The organism is Sorangiineae bacterium MSr11954 (genome assembly GCA_037157815.1).
Classification (GTDB): Bacteria; Myxococcota_A; Polyangia; order Polyangiales; family Polyangiaceae; genus Pendulispora; species Pendulispora albinea.
Window position 1 is genome coordinate 9,428,016 of sequence record CP089984.1, and the last position, 17,630, is coordinate 9,445,645.

Here is a 17,630-nt window from a genome sequence, read left to right on the forward strand (position 1 = left end):
TCTTCTCCTAAGAGCGCTTTTGCGCGGATCGGCCCGATTGTGCCGCGTGCGTGGCTTGTGCGGCCTGCTGCTGGAGGATCGCTTGCCCGCGCTCCAGCGCCCGCTCGTAGACCGAGCGATAATGGTCAATCATTTGCGCTTGCGTATAGAAGCGCTCCACCCGCGCGATGCCGGCTTGCTGCGCGCCGAACCAGGCGGCTTCGTCGCGCAACAGCTCCACGGCGGCCCTCCCCGTCGCCTCGGGGTCGGCGATTTTCACGACACGGCCCGCGGGGCCCAAGGCGCGATCGGGCTCGCTCACCCCCTCGATGAGCTCCCGGCAGCAGCCCACGTCGGACGAGACGCACGGGACGCCGGCGGCGAAGGCCTCGAGCACCACCAGGGGCTGCGCCTCGCTGATGGAGGTGAGCACGTTGAGCCCCAGCTGCGGCAAGATGTCCTCGACCTTTCGAAAGCCCAGGAACTTCACCACGTCGGTGAGGCCGAGGCCCTTGACGAGATCGTGGCACTCGGCCGCGTAGTTGGGATCTTCCTCCTCCGGCCCCACGATCCAACCTTCCGCCTCCGGCAGCTCCTCGCGGACCACGCGCATGGTGCGGATGAAGGTCTTGATGTCCTTGATGGGCACCACGCGCCCGATGAGCCCCAGCACGTGCGGCACCCCCTTGGGGCGCTTGGCGCGCAGCGGTGCGAAGCGGGCGATGTCGATGCCGTTGGCCAGCACCCGGGTGCGCCCGGACTCGGCGCCGTCTTTGATCTGCCGGGCGCGGTTGCCCTCGTAGAGGGATATGATGGGATCGGCCGCGGCATAGGTCATTTTGCCGAGCGCCTCGAAGAAGCGAATCCACATTTGGCGGAAGTGGCCAATGCCGCCGGAGGTCTCGCCCGCCTGATCGTCGTCTTTGATCCAGGAGGCTTGGAGCAGCTCGATGCGCCGCTCCTTGGTGTAGATGCCGTGCTCGGTGAGGATGAGCGGCACCCGGCGCGCGCGGTTCAGGAGCATGCCCAGAAAGCCCGCGTATCCGGTGGAGATGACGTGGTAGGCGCGCGAGGGCGGGATGTTCTCGGCGGCGCGCGCCATGATGAAGAGGGGCGCGTGCATGGAGCGCACGCACCAGAAATATTCGAGGAACGAGCGCTCGCGGGCGCTCGCTTGGTAGCGCTCGCAGATCATCTCCCACGAGAGCTCGCTGAAGAGGAAGTCGCGCTCGGCCGCCTGCGGGTTCTGCGACATGGCCGAGACCACCGGCGTGAGGACGTCCTCCAGCGGCGGCGGCAGATCCGCGATGCGCGCCGCCTCGACGGCCGCGCGCGAGAGGCTCTCCCAGGTCGCCCCGGCGTCGACCACCCCGCTGACCCGGCGGACCACGCGCGGAAGCTGCTGCGCCGCGAACGGCGGAAACCACTGCCCGCTCTCGGACGCGGTGGGCTGCGGCGCGCTCGCCTTGAGCGCGTCGTGCAGGGCGCGCGCGTCGCGGTGGAACTTCTCGTCGCCGCGGCGCGAGATGACCCTTTGGTCTTTGGGCACGTCGGAGAGGTAGTGCTCCTCGAGGTGCACCACGTTGGGCGGCAGCTCGTAGCGGAGCTTCTCCGTTTTGTCCGCCGAGCCCCCGATGAACACCAGGGCAAAGCGGATCTCCGGCAGGCCGCGGATGATCTGATGCACCCAGCTGGAGACGCCGCCGCTCACGAACGGGTACGTCCCTTCGAGCAGCAAGGTGATGTCGGCGATCTCGCCCGGGCGGAGCTTGGGGCCGCGCGAGGGCCGGAGGAGGTTACCGAGAAGGGGCGTTTTTTTCATCGCCAGAACTCCACCACGTCTTGAAATTGCGCGCCCTCGCGGCCGGATGCCGAGACCTCTTGCAGCATCGTGCGCACCAGGTCGAAGCGCTGTTGATGAAAGGCGCACTCGGCCATGTACGGCAAGGCCTTGACCCGCATGTAGCCCGCGCGGGTCGCGCGCTCGAAGGCGCTGAAGGCGCCCTCGTATTCCCTCTTGAGGAGCGCGATGCGCCCGGCCAAAAACTCCGCCGGCGCGCTGCCAGGGCGAAGCCGGCACGCCGCGTCGGCGTTGTCTTGCGCGTTTTGCAGGGCGTGCGCGAGCACGGCGCCCTCGGCCAAGCCGAGGTACGCGATCTCCCAATACGCTTCGGCGAGCCGCAGATGAATGAGCGGCTTGCCGCGAACGTCGGCCGCGGAGAGCTTCTCCGTGAGCTCGCGCGATTGCGTCTCCAGATCGTTGCGGAAGCGCTCTAGGCGCGAGAAGGCGAAGAGGCGGACCTCGTCGGAGGTGTCCTTCAACGCGAGCTTCAGGAGCCCGATGGCTTGCTTCAGCGGCAAGTGGCGCGTCTGGAGCACGGTTCGAAAGCGCTTCTCGGGGCTGGAGTGCGGCGAGCGCAGGATCTCCTCCAGATCGGCCGAGGACACCATGCGCCGCTTGGACGAGGTGACCCGCTTTCCAATCGGATCGCCCTCGAAGGCGAAGGCGGTCCAGCCGCTCGACTCGGGCGCGCGCTGGGCGCCGAGGCCGACCCGGAGCACCAAGGCCATGCCGCCGAAGCCCACCACCGGGACGAAGAAATGCATCGCGGTCGCGAACGGCAAGAACGCCCGCTTGGCCCCCGCGACCTGCGGCGGCGCGCCCAAGAGATGCACGAGCGCCCCCAGCGCCGAGAGGGCCGCGCGCACGCCGAGGAGCAAAAAGAAGCCGAGCGGGCCGAAGGCATAGGCCGAATACGACAAAACGGCCCACATCAGCGCCAGATCGAGCGCCGAGAGGACCGCGAGCGCCGCTCCACCCGCCGCGAGGCGGAGGATTTTCGGCTTAGCCAACGGCGGTCTGTTCGTAGGGGACATGACGATCGGGCTGCGCCTTGCGCAAGAGGATATCCATCACGTCTTCGACCGATTGATCTTTACCGAGCGAATGAAAGAACGGATCGGCGCCGGCCATGAGCAAGGTCGTATGAAGCTCGGTCTCCACCATGTTCGCGAAGTTCGCGACCAAGGTCTGCGCGCCCTGCGCGTCGGTCATGGGAAGGATGTTGAACACCGCGTAGTTGCCGTCGGGGGTGCGCACGATCAGCGGGAAGTCGAGCACGCGGAGCGCGTCGCCCAGGATGTTGTTGACCAGATCCTTGATCGCGCTCTTTCGCTGCACGATGAGGCCGAACACGCTGCACGGGATTTCGTACTCTTTGAGGTCCTTGAGGGAGCGGCGCAGGCGCACCTCGAACTCGTAGCGGCGGCCGAGCTCCAGCTGGCTCGCGTAGCCATGCGTCGAGAGGATGTCCGCGAAGTGCCCGCCCAGGATGAAGAGCGTCTCCAGGTGCTTGCGGTCGAAGGCCACGAAGGGCATCGACTCCACGCAAAGCACGCCGTGCACGTTGCCCGCCGTGTCCACGAAGGGCACCGCCGCCAGCAAGTGCGTCTGCGAGCGCATGGACGCGTGCGCGTCGCGGCCGGACTCGGTGAGGGTGGTGAGGCGCTTGTTGCGCAGCGCCTCGAAGACCAAGAGATCGTTGCCCGCGGGCAGGCCCAAGGTGCCGCCCATGCACACCGCCGGTCGATCGGCCAGGCGACCGTTGGACACGGAGTAGATCGAGCACGTCTCGATCAAGCAATAGGCGGCCATCACGTCGAGGATGGGCTGGGCCATGGTCTCCATGGAGACCTCGAGACCGTTCTGCGCGAGCTGGCGCACGGCGGCGATGGCCTCGCGCAGGTTGGGGGTGTGGCGCTGCGCCTGGGCGTCGAGGGTTTTGTCGTAGGAGACCTCGAGCAGGAAGTGCTCGCGCGACAGCTCGTTGAGCTGGCGGCGCGCCACGTCGAGGGCGCCGTCGAGGCGCACGATCTCGCGCTTCCACACGTCGGAGAACTGGCCGGAGATCATGGCGAACACGAAGAGGCCAATCAAGCTGGCGCCCGGGAGGGTCGAGACGCCGAAGGAGTGCGTGCGCCACGCGGCCAACACCAGGCTGTCGAGCATGAAGGCGCTGGCCACCGCCGGCGCGAAGCCATGGCGAAGGCCGAGCAGCACCGGGGCGAGCAGGAGCCAGGAGCAGTCGCCCTTGAAGAAGAATGGGTCGGCCGGGTTCGTCAGATAGCCGACGACCGGAACGATGGCCGTGATGAGAACCGTCTCGACCACCGCCCGCGGAGAGCGCAGCTTGATGGCGGCGCTGCCGGCGTGCCGGTCGTGCGTCGCCATCTCCTGCGCGATGTACCCCGAAGCTTCCTCGATCGCCGAACCGATGTGCCGTCCTCCAGCCGAGGACTTCTGGTAGCGGTCGAGCGATGCGAGGAAGAGCCGCGAAAACGAGTTTGGTGGACCCGAAATCTCGTGGGTCTCGCTGATGTTGCGGCTATGCGACTGAGAGTCCTCCTGCGAGGGCACGGAGGGCATCGTGGGGCGCGGGCGGAAGGTCGAGTTGCGGTTCATGGCGTCACGTCCAATTCTTTGACCATGGAGTCCATGAGCGAGAGCGCGGCGCCGCTGGCGTTCTCTCCGCCGGTGCCGCTGCGCGTCCCAGATGCCGACCAGAGCACGCGCTTGGTGGCGACGTCGAAGACGCGCACGCTGACCCCCACGGCCGGCTCGCCATCGAGGCCGCTCTTGTAGCGCCACTCTTCCACGCTCCCCGCGACCGCGTAGTCGACGTGCTGCGACTGCGCCCACGAGAGCGCCTCTTCGTAGCGCTGTCGATCGCTGGCCGTGAGGTGCGTCTCGTCGTCCTTGGGCGCGGGGTACATCTCGAGCCCGGCGATGCCGCGCGAGCGCAAGAGCGTGGCCAGCATGGCCTCCACGCGCTCACCGGCTTGCGGCGCCTCGGAGTGGTTCGCGAAGGGCAGCAGCGCCCAGCGCGCTCGGAGGCGAGCCTTCTGCCCATGCTGCACGCGCGTGGTCGTGTTGCCGCACCCCATGAGCGTTGTCGCGCAAGCACCCACGAAAACGAGGGCAGCGAGACTGGACAAAATCCCACCGCCAAAAAGGTTCCGCTTGCCAGATGGCCGCGGGGCCGGAGCTGATGGTTTGGTGATCCAGGGTGATGGGCTTGTAGTTCTCATCGTTTCTTTACAAAGGTCAGGTGGTGGGGTTCGCGCGAGGACGCGGCTGCATGCAGACGGGCATACGGAACGGGATGGACGGCATCACAAGAAAAACTGCGTATACGCAAGACTCGTGCGCACGTTTGTAGCGTCTTCCAGGCCGAAAAGGCCCAACGTGTAGGAGCCTAGAGCACTCAGATAGCCATGGGGGGTGATGCGAATGCTGGCGGAACAACGGGCGCTGCCAGCGGGGGTGTTCTGCGGGAAAAGATAGCCAAGTTCGGCGCTGCAATCATAGCGCGGCAGCGGCAACCATTCGACGCGCTGCCGTTCGAAGAAGTCCCCGCGGGTAAGCTGCACGACGAAGCTGACCATGCGATACGATGGCGCGAGGTACGTTTCGATCTCCTTGGCGGTTCCAATGGGAATCGTATCCAGCAGGTCGTTCGGAATGCGGGATACGTTGGCGCGATGGGATACGCTCCCTCGAACAGCGATATTCAACTCCGGTGTGCGCCGCAAAACGTGCACCCCCACGTCGGCGGTGCCTCCAAGCTCTCCGCTCAAGTGCTCGAAGGTGCGCGAGGTGTTTTCACGCCCGAAAACCTCGGCCTCGGCGTACAGATGCTCTGTGATGCCAAAATGACCCATGAGCTGTAGCTCGTTGCGCACACCGACGAGCCGCATGAACGGCGTGTCGGGGATGGGCATGTTGACATGAAGATTGACCACCGTGCTGACGCGCCCCCGAAGGATATCGGTCGCGTTGAACAACTCGAAGTGCGGCACCGGTTGTCGGGGCTGATAGTTCGCCCCCGCCCCCACCTCGAAGATGCTGTCGCGTTTTTGAAAGCGCAAGGTGACACCGAGATCACCCTCGAGCCTTCGCCCGTCGTTGGGGACGTTGACCGACCCATTGGGTGATGTCATTTCGCGACCGAAGCCCTCATAGAGGATGCGGCCACCCAGGAAATCATGGGACGCCAGCACGTCGGGCCCCTGCAGATGAAGCCCGTCGACGTACTCGTACGTGCCGCCGACCTTCCCGGCCACCGCGTGGCGCTCGAAGATTTCGCGCTGCGTGTGGCGAAGCTCGGGCTCGTCCGGGATCGGCTCGTCGCGCGCGAGCTGCTCTTGAATGGTGGCCAAGGCCAGGTCGTCGCGACCGAGCTCGAGCTCTGCACGGTAACGCTCCGAGTAGCCAAGGTTGCTGGAGGACGCGAGCAGACGTCTCATCTCGGTCCGATCGTCGTCCGAGGAGGCCAAAACCAGGCGGTACGAATCCCAAATCGGACGATTGACGCGGGCGCCTTTGCGCGAGGTGAGTTGCCTTTTGACGTAATCGGAACGCTCGTTATCCAAATTCCAGCCAATGGCGAAATCGTCGCGGTACTCGGAGGGCTTGGAGTGGTTCATCGCATAGGCGAACCAGCGCTCCCCCTCCTCGACCCCCGCGAGTCGGCGCGAGAGATCGGCGTGGTGCTCCAGGAGGTGAAACTCGTTGGGTACGGCTTTGTCTTGCCCGCGCGCGCGCGCGCCGGCTTGGACTTGGGCCACGAAGCCCTCGCGCAGCTTGGCAAACGCATGGCGCCGCAGACGCATCGCGGCGTCGGCGCGTTGGATTTTGTCCAGTGCGTCGGCGTAGGCGAGCATGGTGCCGTACTCGTCCGGCGCGGCCGAAAGGCGCTTCTGATAGAAGGGAATCGCCTCGCGCACGCGGCCGAGCCGCACCAGCGCCTGCGCATAGGGGCTCCACATTTCGGGCTCGCCACCCACGTCGTCGCGCCATGCCTCGACATATTCGCGCAGGTTGTCCGTTTCACCTCGCTCGCTGCGATCGAGGGCATCCCAGAGGAGCGAGAGGCGGATGGGCACCGAGGCGGGGTTCAGCCGCAAGGCGGCGCGGTAGCAATCGCGCGCCGCGTTCTTGTTGCCGAGGTGGTCGTACGCCTCGGCGCGCAAAAGCCAGAACTGCTCGCGCCCCTCGAACCGTTGCTGCTCGGAGACGGGCACGTTCAGGATGCGCGCGACCCCCGCCCAATCCTCGGCGCGCTCGCCTTGCTCGGCGATGAAGAGCAGAAAGCGCGGCTCCTTCTCCAGCTTGTACGCTTCGCGGGCGACGGCGGCCGCTTCCTCGCGCTCCCCCGCCTCGGCGGCGAGGGTCATGAGCCGCAGGGCCGCGTCCGGCGCGCGGTGATCGGCGGCCCATACGCGGCGGTATGCGGCGAGCGCCTCGGCGGACTCGTCGAACTGCCAGGCGAGCTTGGCGAGGTCGCGCCAGTAGTCCTGGGTGGCGGCGGCGGTGGCCTCTTTGGCCTTCGCGCCGGTGGCGCGCAGGGCGGCGTCGGGGTGGTTCTTCTTCAGCAAGACCAGCGCATCGGCCGAGCGACCGACGCGCGACAAGGCGCGTGCATACTGCACGGTTTGCTCCACCGTGAGCCCGAACTTGTCGTCGAGGGCTTGCCACACCGGCAGCGCGCTCTCCGACTTTCCCATGCGCTCGTAGAGCATCGCCAGCTGCACGCGCGGCGTTCGTTCCTGAGGGAACCGAGCCGAGCGACGCTTCAAGAGCTCCGCGGCGCCCTCGGGATCGCCCAGCGCTTCGTACGCGCGCATGGCGTCGAGCAGCGCCATCTCGGAGCCTTGCGGCGACGAGAGCGCGCCTTCGCGCTTCAATTCAGCCACCGTGCGCTCGTCGTCGAGCAGGGCGGCCAGCCGCTCCACGTTGTCGCGCGAGACGGAGACGCTGCGCGAGGTGCGCGGCGAGCGCGAGGGGCGCGACGGGCGCGATGGAGATGAGTCGGCCGACGCCGAGGGTGCCGTAAAGAGCGCCGTCGCCACCGTGCCCGCCAGAGCGCACGCGAAACCGTATCGCAACCGCATTACAGACGAATCCCTCCGCGCCCGGCGTTGCTGCCGCGCCCGTGCCTCATGACGAAGAGCCAGTCGCGCAGCGCCAGCCGCAGCTCGCCGGCCCACTCGGCGACATAGGCCTCGGCCTCGCGCAAATCGATGTCGTTGGGGTGACGCGCGACCAACCGCTTGATGAATTTCAAGGCCGTGACGGGATCGTGCAGGGCGAGCTCCCGCTTCGCCTGCTCCCGCAGGAACGCGTCGGGCAGATCGTCCTCCACGGCGAGCGCCAGCACCTGCCGGCCCAAATCGCGCGCCGCCTCGTCGCGGGAGCAAGCGGTCGCCAGTTGGGTGGCCTTCATCAGAATGTCCAGGTCCTTGGGGTACACGACGGCATACTGAGCCGCGCGATCGGCAGCTTCGGGCACGGCGTTTTCTGCCTCGAGAGCCGCGATGCTTGCAAGTGCATACGCCCGTCCGACGGTCGGATCCGGGGTCATGCCCGCCGCCTTGTCGTAGTTCGCCGAGGCGCTCTTTCCATCGCCCGAGGCGCGGAGCCAATGCGCGGCCTCCGCCAGAATGGGCGCTTTGCCTTTTTCGTCGGTTTGATCGGCCAGCCGCAGGAGGAATTTCGAGGCGAGCTCGGGGTGCTCCAGCTCGAGGGCCACCTTGGCCAGCTCGCGCATCCGCGCGCTGTCGTGCGGGAGCGGGAGCAGGCCTTTCAAGTCGCTGTACACCAGCTCGAACGTCTCTTTGCGCAGGGGATTGTCTTCCGGAATGGAGCGGGCTTGGGCGAGCCGCAGATCGAAGCGCATGTTGGCGGCGGTCAGGTGATGCCGGGGATCGGCCAGCACCGGCTCCAGGAGCCCGATGGCCTTATCGAAGCGCCCGAGCGCGCCCAGCTGCTTCACATAGACGAAGCGCAGCTCCACCTCTTGGGGGTTGCCGCGGGTCAGCACGTCCAAATAGGCAATGGAATACCGGTCCGGCGTGGTGACCGTGGCCAGATCGGCGTACTCCTTACCCGTGGGGAACACGAGCGCGAGCATCGACGTCAGCACCACGGCGAAGCCCACGAGCCCGGGGTACCCCGCGAGGCGTACGTGTTCTACGGGTGCCGCCAACGCACCGGACCGGGCGTTACTGACATTCAAGACTCCCCTCCCCGGTGTCTGTCTCTTTGAGTGTGAACTGCATCGATACCGTGGACGCGCGTGTGTCCTTCACCGAGCCGAGGATGCCCCTGGCCGTGTTCGTTGCATCTCTCGCGCCGAAGGTCCCATACCGCAAGGTGCAACTGGCACCGCGGCGAACTCCCCCCACCGTAATGACCAAAGGCACATTTCCTCGAATCCGAAACCGCGCTCCCTTCGCCTCGCGCGTCCAGTTGGCAATCTGCCCGTTGGCATGCTCCAAATACACACCTTCAGAAGGTGACGTGCGCGATGCGAGCACCACCTTCACCCCCGATAGAAGGTGAACGTAGCGCCCCTGAGGGACATCCCGCAAGCCGGCAACACCGGTCGACTTGTCCAGATCCGGCCAACCCCAGGCGTCGTCCACGCGAACGGTGCGAAGCGGACCGTTCTGCGCAATCTCCCACGCACCGTCCTCGATTCGACGCGCCAGCGTCACTTTTTGAAACGCCAGGACCTTGGCGGCATACTCGCTCAGGTAGAGCGGTATCGTCTCCTGCCGCAGCACCCAGGCGTAGACCTCTTTCAACGCGGCCAGGGCCGCGGTCTTGACCGCCGAGTAGAAGTGGAAATACACCGGGATGTGCGTTAGACGACGGGGGTTATCATTGAGCTCGAACGTCTCGATGGCTCGGCGGTATCCGTAATAGGGGCCCAGGAAGTCGTTGGTGTAAACGTTCTCGTTCTCCACCGGTGTGAACACTTGGAACGCCCCATTGTCGTTGGGCACGCCCATCGCGGAGCCGCGCGTCAGCGAGGGGGTCTCGCGATTGCGCGTCGCGCCACCACCGTTGACATTGTAAACGCCGATGCCATCGCTCATGCCGACCGCCCTCCCGCTGGGAGAACAATCGCCCGGCCATAGCAAGACTCGGACTCTCTTGTCCGGTGGCGCGAGCCGCTTATTGATGTAGTCGACCGATCCGACGATGTCGCGCTCGAGGAGGAACTTGTAACCGGGAATCGGCAGGTGCACCGGCTCCACGCCGTGGGGCGCGGTCTTCCCCGCCTCGGCGTCCGCCCAGAAGAAGGGGTGGCTGTACGTGTGGCTCGCCACCTCGACATTGGGCAGGCGGAAAATCTCGCGGGCGATGCGCTCGAGGGCCGGGGATTTCTCGGGGTACCTGCCGGACGGGCCGACCTCGCCCTCCACCACGGAGACCGTGTGCGGGAGCTGGTACACCTTGAGGACGTCGTCGAGGATGACCTGCCCCGCGTACGGGTAGCCGCGGCGTTCGGCCAAGCTTGGAAAGGCGTCGCCGTCGATGTGAACGGTGAGCTCGCGCCGTCCGCTCTCGGTGGTCACATCGGGTACCGGGATCGAGGGGAGGCCGAGGGCGTCGTGCAAAAAGCGGAAGGGATCGAGCACCCAACGGCGCTCCCCTTCCAGCCCCTCGTCGAGGACATACGGGAAAAATGCGGCGCCGCCCCAGGGGCCCAGCACCACGCCATCCCATTTTCGGTGCCCGGCGTCCTCGACGTGCAGATAGCTCTTCGTCTTGGTGGACTCGGCGTTCGGCCCCAGGTTCACCGGGGTGAGCTCGCGGAGGCGGGGGCGCGGCTTGGCTTCGAAGCCGACGTACGGCGAGAGCGGCTGCTGGGTGGTGAACGGCACGAGGGTCATGGGCGCCTTGGCTTCCACGCTCGCCGCCGCGAGACCGAGGCGCCGGAGGAAGCGCTCGTTGGGGGTGAAGCCGAAGCCCTCCATGAAGGCGATGCGCATCCCGAGGTCGAGCTGCTTGTTCAAGAACCGCTCGAGCGCCGCCTCGTTGGCCGTGCCATCGGGGAGGAACACGATGATGCCCGCGTATTGACCCGCCAGATTGTGGCTCGGGAGCGCGCGCCGCACGTCGTGGTAGTCGATGCGGTAACCCATCCACTCCATGACGGGGGCGACGAGCACATTGGCGTCTTGCACGCCGAGGAAGGCCTCGTCGTCACTGCCCTTGTAGAGCAGCAGCACGCGGCGCGGGACGTTCTCGATCTCGCCCACGCCAATCTCGTCCAAGTTGAAGCCCGTGACATACGGCGAGAAGCCGAGCGCGAGGATCTTCTTGGCGATGGCCTTGCGCGCCTCGACCCCGGCGCTGACGGGGAGGTAATCGATGACGGTGACGGGGAGCCGGTAACGGTTCGCGGCCTCGCGCAGCTGCACGAGCAGGGCGTCGCGCTGCTGCGGAGTGACCACCGCCGCGACTTGCGTTTTCCCCTCCATCCGCCACGTGCTGAACAAGGACTCGGCGACCACCCCTGCCACCACCGGCGCGACCTGCGGCAAAAATTCGAAGCCGCGATTGAGCAGGATTTTCGCGTCGGGATGGCGCTGCGCAAAGCCGCGCACGATGGCCGCGAGGCCGGCCGCGTGCTGGCCCCACGAAGGCTGCGGCGCGAAGCGCTTGTAGCTCTCCAAGGTGTCGAAGAAGAAGCCGCGGTAGCCTTTGCGGTAGAGCGGCTCGAGGATCCGATCGAGCACGAAGGCACGCCACTCGGGCCGCGTGGTGTCCATGATGTCGGCGCCGTATTCGTCGTTCCGGCCGAGGACCCACGCGTGCGGGACGTCCCGTCGATAGGAGCGCGTGGGGTGCACCTCGCCGATGCTGGCGTACGCGAAGATCTCGGCGCGCGAGAGCTCGGGTTTGCCGACGCCCGTCGCGCCACCTTGAGCGGCGGGCCGCGGGGGGACGAGGTTGCCCGCATTCTCCGGCTCGACGACCACCCGGTCGTAATGGTTCAGCAGCTCCGGCGGTACGTTCGGACCGTAAAAAAACGCGGTCCGCTGGCGCGATTCGCTGCGCGCTGCATCGGCTGCATGAGCCGTACGCGGTGCGCTGGTGTGGATCGCGGCGAGCGCCACGAACCACCCAAGGATCGTCCATAGGTGCGCGAAGCTCACTTTCTGTTCAATGGCCAGCGAGGAAGACATCTTTGTAACCAAACGTCATTCTTGTAACGAGACGCGTCAGGAAATAGCGCAAGACGATGCTCGGCGTGGTATGTTTTACATGCCTAGCAGACTATTCCACATGCGATCACTCCTACCTACGGGCGTCTCCATTTTGGTGACAACGGCTGGAGCCCTTCTTTCCGCATGTGGGGGCTCGGGCTGTGGGGGCTCAGGGGGAACGGCTGCTGCGCCAGCTACCACGACTGTCCAGAATGCGACACCCGTCGAAGCTTCGGAGCCGTCCGAGGATCGCGACGACGCTCCGCTGGCGCAGCTCACGCAAGCTTCGCAAAGCTCTGCATCCTCCGTACCTGCGTCGCCCGCGTCACCTGCATCGGCCCTGACGGGGGTGGGTCCGGGCTTCCCCGAGAGCGGACCGTGGGTCTCGTTCTATGGGACGGCCTCCAAGATGCGCGATCTGGCCAAGGTGGCGCGAACCTTTCGCATCATCAACATCGACGCCGACCCGGACAACGACGGGGGGTCCAACTTCACCGACGCGCAGCTCGCGACCTTGCGGGCGGGCGGCAAGAACCGGGTGCTCAGCTACTTGAACCTGGGCGCGTGCGAGCGAACGCGCTCCTATTGGTCGCACGCGCCCGCCCCCTTCGTGCCCTGCGCCAAAAACAAGGGCGCGCAGCTCGGAGCCTACGCCGGCTACGCCGATGAAGTGTGGATGGACCCGAGCAACGCCCCATACCAGGCGCTGATGGTGGACTTCGTGGCCGCGCGATTGGCCGCACGCAAGATCGACGGGTTCTACCTGGACAATCTGGAGGTGATCGAGCACCCCAAATCCGGTCCGAACGGACCGTGCAGCGCGCAGTGCAAGCAGGGCGGCCTCGATCTGGTGAAGCGCCTTCGCGACAAATTTCCGGATCTGCTTCTGGTGATGCAAAACGCGACCGGCCGCATCACGCGCCTGGGGGTCACGGGCGGCGTGAGGTTTGCCACCTTGCTCGATGGCATCGCGCACGAAGAGGTGTACGCACCGCGGCACGATCCCACGGCCGAGACAGAGCTGCTCGCTTGGAAGCAAATGAACATCCGCAGCAGGAACGGGCACCCGCTCTGGATTGCGACCGAGGACTACGCGGGAAGCTGCGCCAATCAGAAAATCGCGCGCGACGCGTGGTCGCGAAGCCAGCGCCATGGGTTCTCGCCCTACATCTCGGACGAGAGCGGCGGGCAGAACGTGGTTTGCTACTGGCCGTTCTGACCGTTCGTCCCCGCCGCGAAGCTGTACCGCGCAAGCTCGAGCAAGGTTGCGCGGAGCTCGGAGGGAAGGCCCCACGGTGCTCCGAGAGCGCGTAGACTCGTCGCCGAGGAGCCACAACATGGGCGGCGGCGATCAGAAGCTCACGGGTCCGGATCTCGCGCAAGGCATCGAGGCCACCGACTTGACCGAGGGCGTGATGCTCGTAGGGCATGCGCACGGCGAAGCGGTGCTCGTGGCCCGCAAAGGCACCGAGGTGTTCGCCGTCGGCGCCACCTGCACGCACTACGGCGGTCCGCTGGCCGAAGGGCTGCTGGTCGACGATACCGTGCGCTGCCCGTGGCACCACGCGTGTTTTTCCCTCCGCAGCGGTGAGGCGCTGCGCGCGCCGGCGCTCAACGCGCTGCCTTGCTTCGAGGTGGATCAGCGCGACGGAAAGGTGTTCGTGCTCGGCAAGCGCCCGCCGCAAACGAAGCGCGCGCCGGCGGCGGCGCCCGAGTCCATCGTGATCGTGGGCGCGGGGGCGGCGGGCAACGCGGCGGCGGAGATGCTGCGGCGCGAGGGCTATGTCGGCAAGGTGACGATGGTCGGAGACGATCCGGCGCTGCCGTGCGATCGACCGAACCTGTCGAAGGACTACTTGGCGGGGACGGCGCCCGAAGAGTGGATCCCGCTTCGCGCGCCCGAGTTCTACGAGGACAAGCGCATCGAGCTGCGCCTCGGCGTCCGCGTGGACCGCATCGAGCCGTCGACGCAAAAGATGGTGTTCGCCGATGGGACGCGCCTCGGTTACGGCGCGCTCTTGCTGGCCACGGGCGCAGAGCCGGTCCGGCTCGAGATCCCGGGGGCGGACTTGCCGCACGTGCACTACCTGCGAACCCTGGCGCAGAGCCGGGCGATCATCGCGCGCGCCGAGCGTGCGAAGCGTGCGGTGGTGCTGGGCGCGAGCTTCATCGGGCTGGAGGTGGCAGCGTCGCTCCGCGCGCGGGGGCTGGAGGTGGCGGTGGTGGCCCCGGAGGCGCGGCCGCTCGAGCGCGTGATGGGGCCCGAGCTCGGGGATTTTCTGCGCTCGTTCCACGAGGAGCACGGCGTGGTGTTTCACCTCGGGCAAACGGCGACGCGGATCGATCCGGAGCGGGTGGTGCTCGCGAGCGGCGAGTCGCTGGAGGCGGATTTGGTGGTGGCCGGCATCGGCGTGCGCCCCAATGTGCAGCTGGCGGAGGCCGCGGGGTTGGCGGTCGATCGGGGCGTGGCCGTCAACGAGTATCTGCAAACGAGCGTGCCGGGCATTTGGGCGGCGGGGGACATTGCGCGCTGGCCCGATCCGCACACGGGGCAGAAGATTCGGGTCGAGCACTGGGTGGTCGCGGAGCGGCAAGGGCAGATCGCGGCGATCAACATGCTCGGGGGGAGGACGCTCTGCGATCTGACGCCGTTCTTCTGGAGCCAACATTACGATTTGCCGATCGCCTATGTGGGGCACGCGGAGAAGTGGGATCGCATCGACGTATCGGGGAGCCTCGCCGCGCGGGACGCCACCTTTGCGTTTCGCGCGGGGGAGAAGACGCTGGCCGTGGTCACCGTCGGCCGCGATCGACAGAGCCTCGAGGCGGAGCTGGCGTTCGAGCGAAGAGATGCGCGGGTGCTCGCGGGGTTGTAGACGCCAGGCGCGCGCGCACGGTGGCGAGGGGCCGAGGCCGTTCACCCGTTTCGCACGGGGTACGCGAATGACCGCGCGAGCGCCTATTGCTCGCTGAAATAAGCCTCGATCGAAGCATGCTCATCGCCGTCATCGCCGCCGGTCACCAGCCGAATGCGCAGATCGTGTGCGCGCGCCGCTTGAAGTCCGCCCTCGCACCCGCCGAGGACGTCTTGCCAAATGTTGGCGTCGAATCCCACGCAGCCGCGGCACCCGACCCGCACGAAGCCGCGTCGCGATTCGAGGACATCCATGGTGCCTAGCTCGTAATAACGATTGAAAAGTCGCGCGGCACCCGAAATGAGAAACCCGGGTGAAACGATTCGTAGAAAGGAAGAATAGATTCCACCGGAGAGATCATCGATGGTCGAAATGCGGCCCACGGTGCGCGCAAAGCCTTGCGGCGCGCCCGTCAGGCGGGCCGTCGTGTGCAAAGCGCCGTACCAGCGAATCGGATACCAGCCGCCGCGCACGATGGCGCCGTAACGGAGGGCGTCGCGCAGCTCGTCGGGGAGCCGCGCGATGCATTCGTCGCAAACGTCCTCGTTGCTCTCCTGACGCAGGATGCGCAAAAAATCGAGGAAGTTCGTCCCCTTACAACGATTCTCGCGCGCCGCACGACCCACCACGGCGATTAGCGTAGCAGCGACCAAACCACGGTCGAGGAGGCGCGAAAGAACCCGCGGTCCACAGCCGAAAGATGCGGCTGCGGACCCCATGCACGGGACCTATCGCCAGGTCGGACTACGGGAGATTTTGCACGGGAACCGGCGTGGGGTTCTCCGTCTTGTTGATGCTCCCGATTCCAAGTTGCCCGCCGAGGTTATCGCCCCAGCAAACCACGGGACCCGCCGCGCGAATGGCGCATGCATGCAAATGCCCCAGCGCGAGCGAGGCCGCATCGTCGAGCGAGACGACATTCACGGGCTCGGTGCGAGCGGTGGTGGTGCCGTCGCCGAGCTCCCCTTTGGGATTGTTGCCCCAACACGAGACGCCGCCATCGGCGCGGCGCGCGCACGTGTGGTATCGACCCAGGCCGATCTCCACCGCGTTGGTGAGCGCGCGCACGGCTTGGGGCTCGGCGGCGCGCGTGGGGCGGGTGGAGCCGTTGCCGAGCTGTCCGAAATAGTTGTAGCCCCAACATGCGACGCTCCCATTCGCGCGCCGGGCGCACGTGTGCTTGCCGCCGGCTGCGATCTCCACCGCGTCGGTGAGACCGGGCACCTCGCGCGGCGCCGTCACGCGATCGGCGACCGCGCCGCTGGCTTGGCTCGCGTCGTTGGCGCCCCAGCAGAGGACCCGACCGGGGGAGCCCACCAGCGCGCACGCGTGCTCCTCACCGGAGGCAATGCGCTTGACGCCCGAGAGGCCCGCGACGGGCGCGGGGCTCTGCTGATCGCCCGCAGCCTCTTTGCCGAGCTGCCCCTTGTCGTTGCTGCCCCAGCACGACACCGCGCCATCGCTGGTGAGCGCGCAGGCGTGACGGCCGCCGAGCGCGAGCTGGACGGCGTTCGACAAGCCCGCCACGACTTGCGGAACGGGGGCGCACTTGGAGTCGATGGTGGCGTCGCCGCAGTCCTTGGTGGGCGGGCCGCCGAGCTGGAGATTCAAATCTTCGCCCCAGCAAAACACCGCGCCGCTGGCCCTCCGTGCGCACGAGAAGCGCGCGCCGGTTTGCACGTCCACCGCGTCGTCGACCACGAGCACGCGCGTGGGGAGCGGGCGCGCGCTGCCATCGTTGCCCAGCGCACCGTAGGCACCTTGGCCCCAGCAATGCAGCGCGCCTTGGCGTCCGCGCGCGCACGTGTGGTACTTGCCCCCCCGGACTTGAAGGGTGTTCCCCACAGTCGCAGCGCCGCCCCCATCGGGCGGATCGACGACACCGCCGCCACCACCGCCTCCGCCTCCTCCACCTTGCAAAGGACCACCGTCGCCTCGCTCACCAACGGCGGCAGGGTCGGAGCTGCAGGCGCTGCAACTGGCGAGGACGACCACCGTGACGAACGACATCCAACGGCGCTGCGCGCGCGTAGTCATGACGAAGCTCCTTTGAAGGTGCGCCACTCGGGCGCCCGGCTCGGAACGCGATGCAAAGTCCCCCGTCCGCAAACTGTATATACGCTGCGCGCACAGACACCACGAAGATCGAACACACCTGTTCTCGAATGCGCATCGCATGAACATGCGCAGTCGCCGCACGATCACCCATGCACCGGCACCGACGGTATTTTCCGACCGCGACGCTCGCCGCACTGACCGCCGCAAGGTCCAGCGTGTTCCCGCAAAGCACAGTACGTCGTCATCCTTACGAACACGCCATCGCGTTTACGAATACGTCACATTGCCCGATCGCGCCCAGCCTGCGCACGCCGCCAACGTCACGCTCCCTCCCCCAGGGAGAGGGTTGGCGTGGGGGAGCCCGCATGAGAAGCCCGAGTGGGGGCATCCCGCATGAGGGGGAAGCCCGCACCGGGGGCATCCCGCATGGAAGAGCCCAAGTAAGGCATCCCGCATGGGGCACCCGCACCATCGATAAGCTCGAGCCCGAACACGGCACATCCCACCCCGACTGAACAATTCAAACTTTGAAAATGACGCACCGCGTACGTGCAATTGCAACATCGAATGCGCGGTTCTGCTGAAATACCCGCATTCGAACGGCCCCGACGCGCG

Annotated in this window: 11 protein-coding genes; 2 read left to right on the forward strand and 9 right to left on the reverse strand. The window is 66.7% G+C overall.

Annotated elements, in window-relative coordinates; genetic code table 11:
- Nucleotides 1–7: 7 nt before the first annotated feature.
- The 7 genes from pelF to LZC94_36955 form a co-directional block, all read right to left on the reverse strand.
- Nucleotides 8–1,801, reverse strand: coding sequence for a GT4 family glycosyltransferase PelF (gene pelF, locus LZC94_36925; GenBank protein ID WXB13415.1), 1,794 nt, complete (start codon nt 1,799–1,801; stop codon nt 8–10).
- Nucleotides 1,798–2,832 (reverse strand): hypothetical protein, encoded by a 1,035-nt coding sequence (locus LZC94_36930; GenBank protein ID WXB13416.1) that lies wholly within the window; start codon nt 2,830–2,832, stop codon nt 1,798–1,800. The genes pelF and LZC94_36930 overlap by 4 nt, the downstream gene beginning before the upstream one ends.
- Complete coding sequence (locus LZC94_36935; protein WXB13417.1) at nt 2,825–4,441, reverse strand: hypothetical protein; 1,617 nt, start codon at nt 4,439–4,441, stop codon at nt 2,825–2,827. The genes LZC94_36930 and LZC94_36935 overlap by 8 nt, the downstream gene beginning before the upstream one ends.
- Nucleotides 4,438–4,947, reverse strand: coding sequence for a hypothetical protein (locus LZC94_36940; GenBank protein WXB13418.1), 510 nt, complete (start codon nt 4,945–4,947; stop codon nt 4,438–4,440). Before LZC94_36940 ends, LZC94_36935 begins: the two co-directional genes overlap by 4 nt.
- Before the next feature lie 204 nt (nt 4,948–5,151).
- Nucleotides 5,152–7,932, reverse strand: a complete 2,781-nt coding sequence (locus tag LZC94_36945; GenBank protein WXB13419.1) for a tetratricopeptide repeat protein — start codon at nt 7,930–7,932, stop codon at nt 5,152–5,154.
- Nucleotides 7,932–9,056, reverse strand: coding sequence for a hypothetical protein (locus LZC94_36950; GenBank protein ID WXB13420.1), 1,125 nt, complete (start codon nt 9,054–9,056; stop codon nt 7,932–7,934). Before LZC94_36950 ends, LZC94_36945 begins: the two co-directional genes overlap by 1 nt.
- Nucleotides 9,043–12,021, reverse strand: a complete 2,979-nt coding sequence (locus tag LZC94_36955; GenBank protein ID WXB13421.1) for an endo alpha-1,4 polygalactosaminidase — start codon at nt 12,019–12,021, stop codon at nt 9,043–9,045. The genes LZC94_36950 and LZC94_36955 overlap by 14 nt, the downstream gene beginning before the upstream one ends.
- Nucleotides 12,022–12,391: 370 nt before the next feature.
- On the opposite strand from LZC94_36955, the gene LZC94_36960 reads away from it, so the two are divergent.
- Nucleotides 12,392–13,261 (forward strand): endo alpha-1,4 polygalactosaminidase, encoded by an 870-nt coding sequence (locus LZC94_36960; GenBank protein WXB13422.1) that lies wholly within the window; start codon nt 12,392–12,394, stop codon nt 13,259–13,261.
- A gap of 118 nt (nt 13,262–13,379) precedes the next feature.
- A complete protein-coding gene (locus tag LZC94_36965) occupies nt 13,380–14,918 on the forward strand; it encodes an FAD-dependent oxidoreductase (GenBank protein WXB13423.1) in 1,539 nt (512 codons plus the stop codon).
- An 83-nt stretch (nt 14,919–15,001) separates the two neighbouring features.
- Here the strand turns inward: LZC94_36965 and LZC94_36970 are convergent, their stop codons facing one another.
- Together LZC94_36970 and LZC94_36975 are read right to left on the reverse strand one after the other, a co-directional pair.
- On the reverse strand, nt 15,002–15,586 hold the full coding sequence (locus tag LZC94_36970) for a hypothetical protein (GenBank protein ID WXB13424.1): 585 nt from the start codon (nt 15,584–15,586) through the stop codon (nt 15,002–15,004).
- Between the two features lie 115 nt (nt 15,587–15,701).
- Entirely contained in the window at nt 15,702–16,994 is a 1,293-nt protein-coding gene (locus tag LZC94_36975) for a hypothetical protein (protein WXB13425.1), read from the reverse strand.
- Nucleotides 16,995–17,630: the final 636 nt, after the last annotated feature.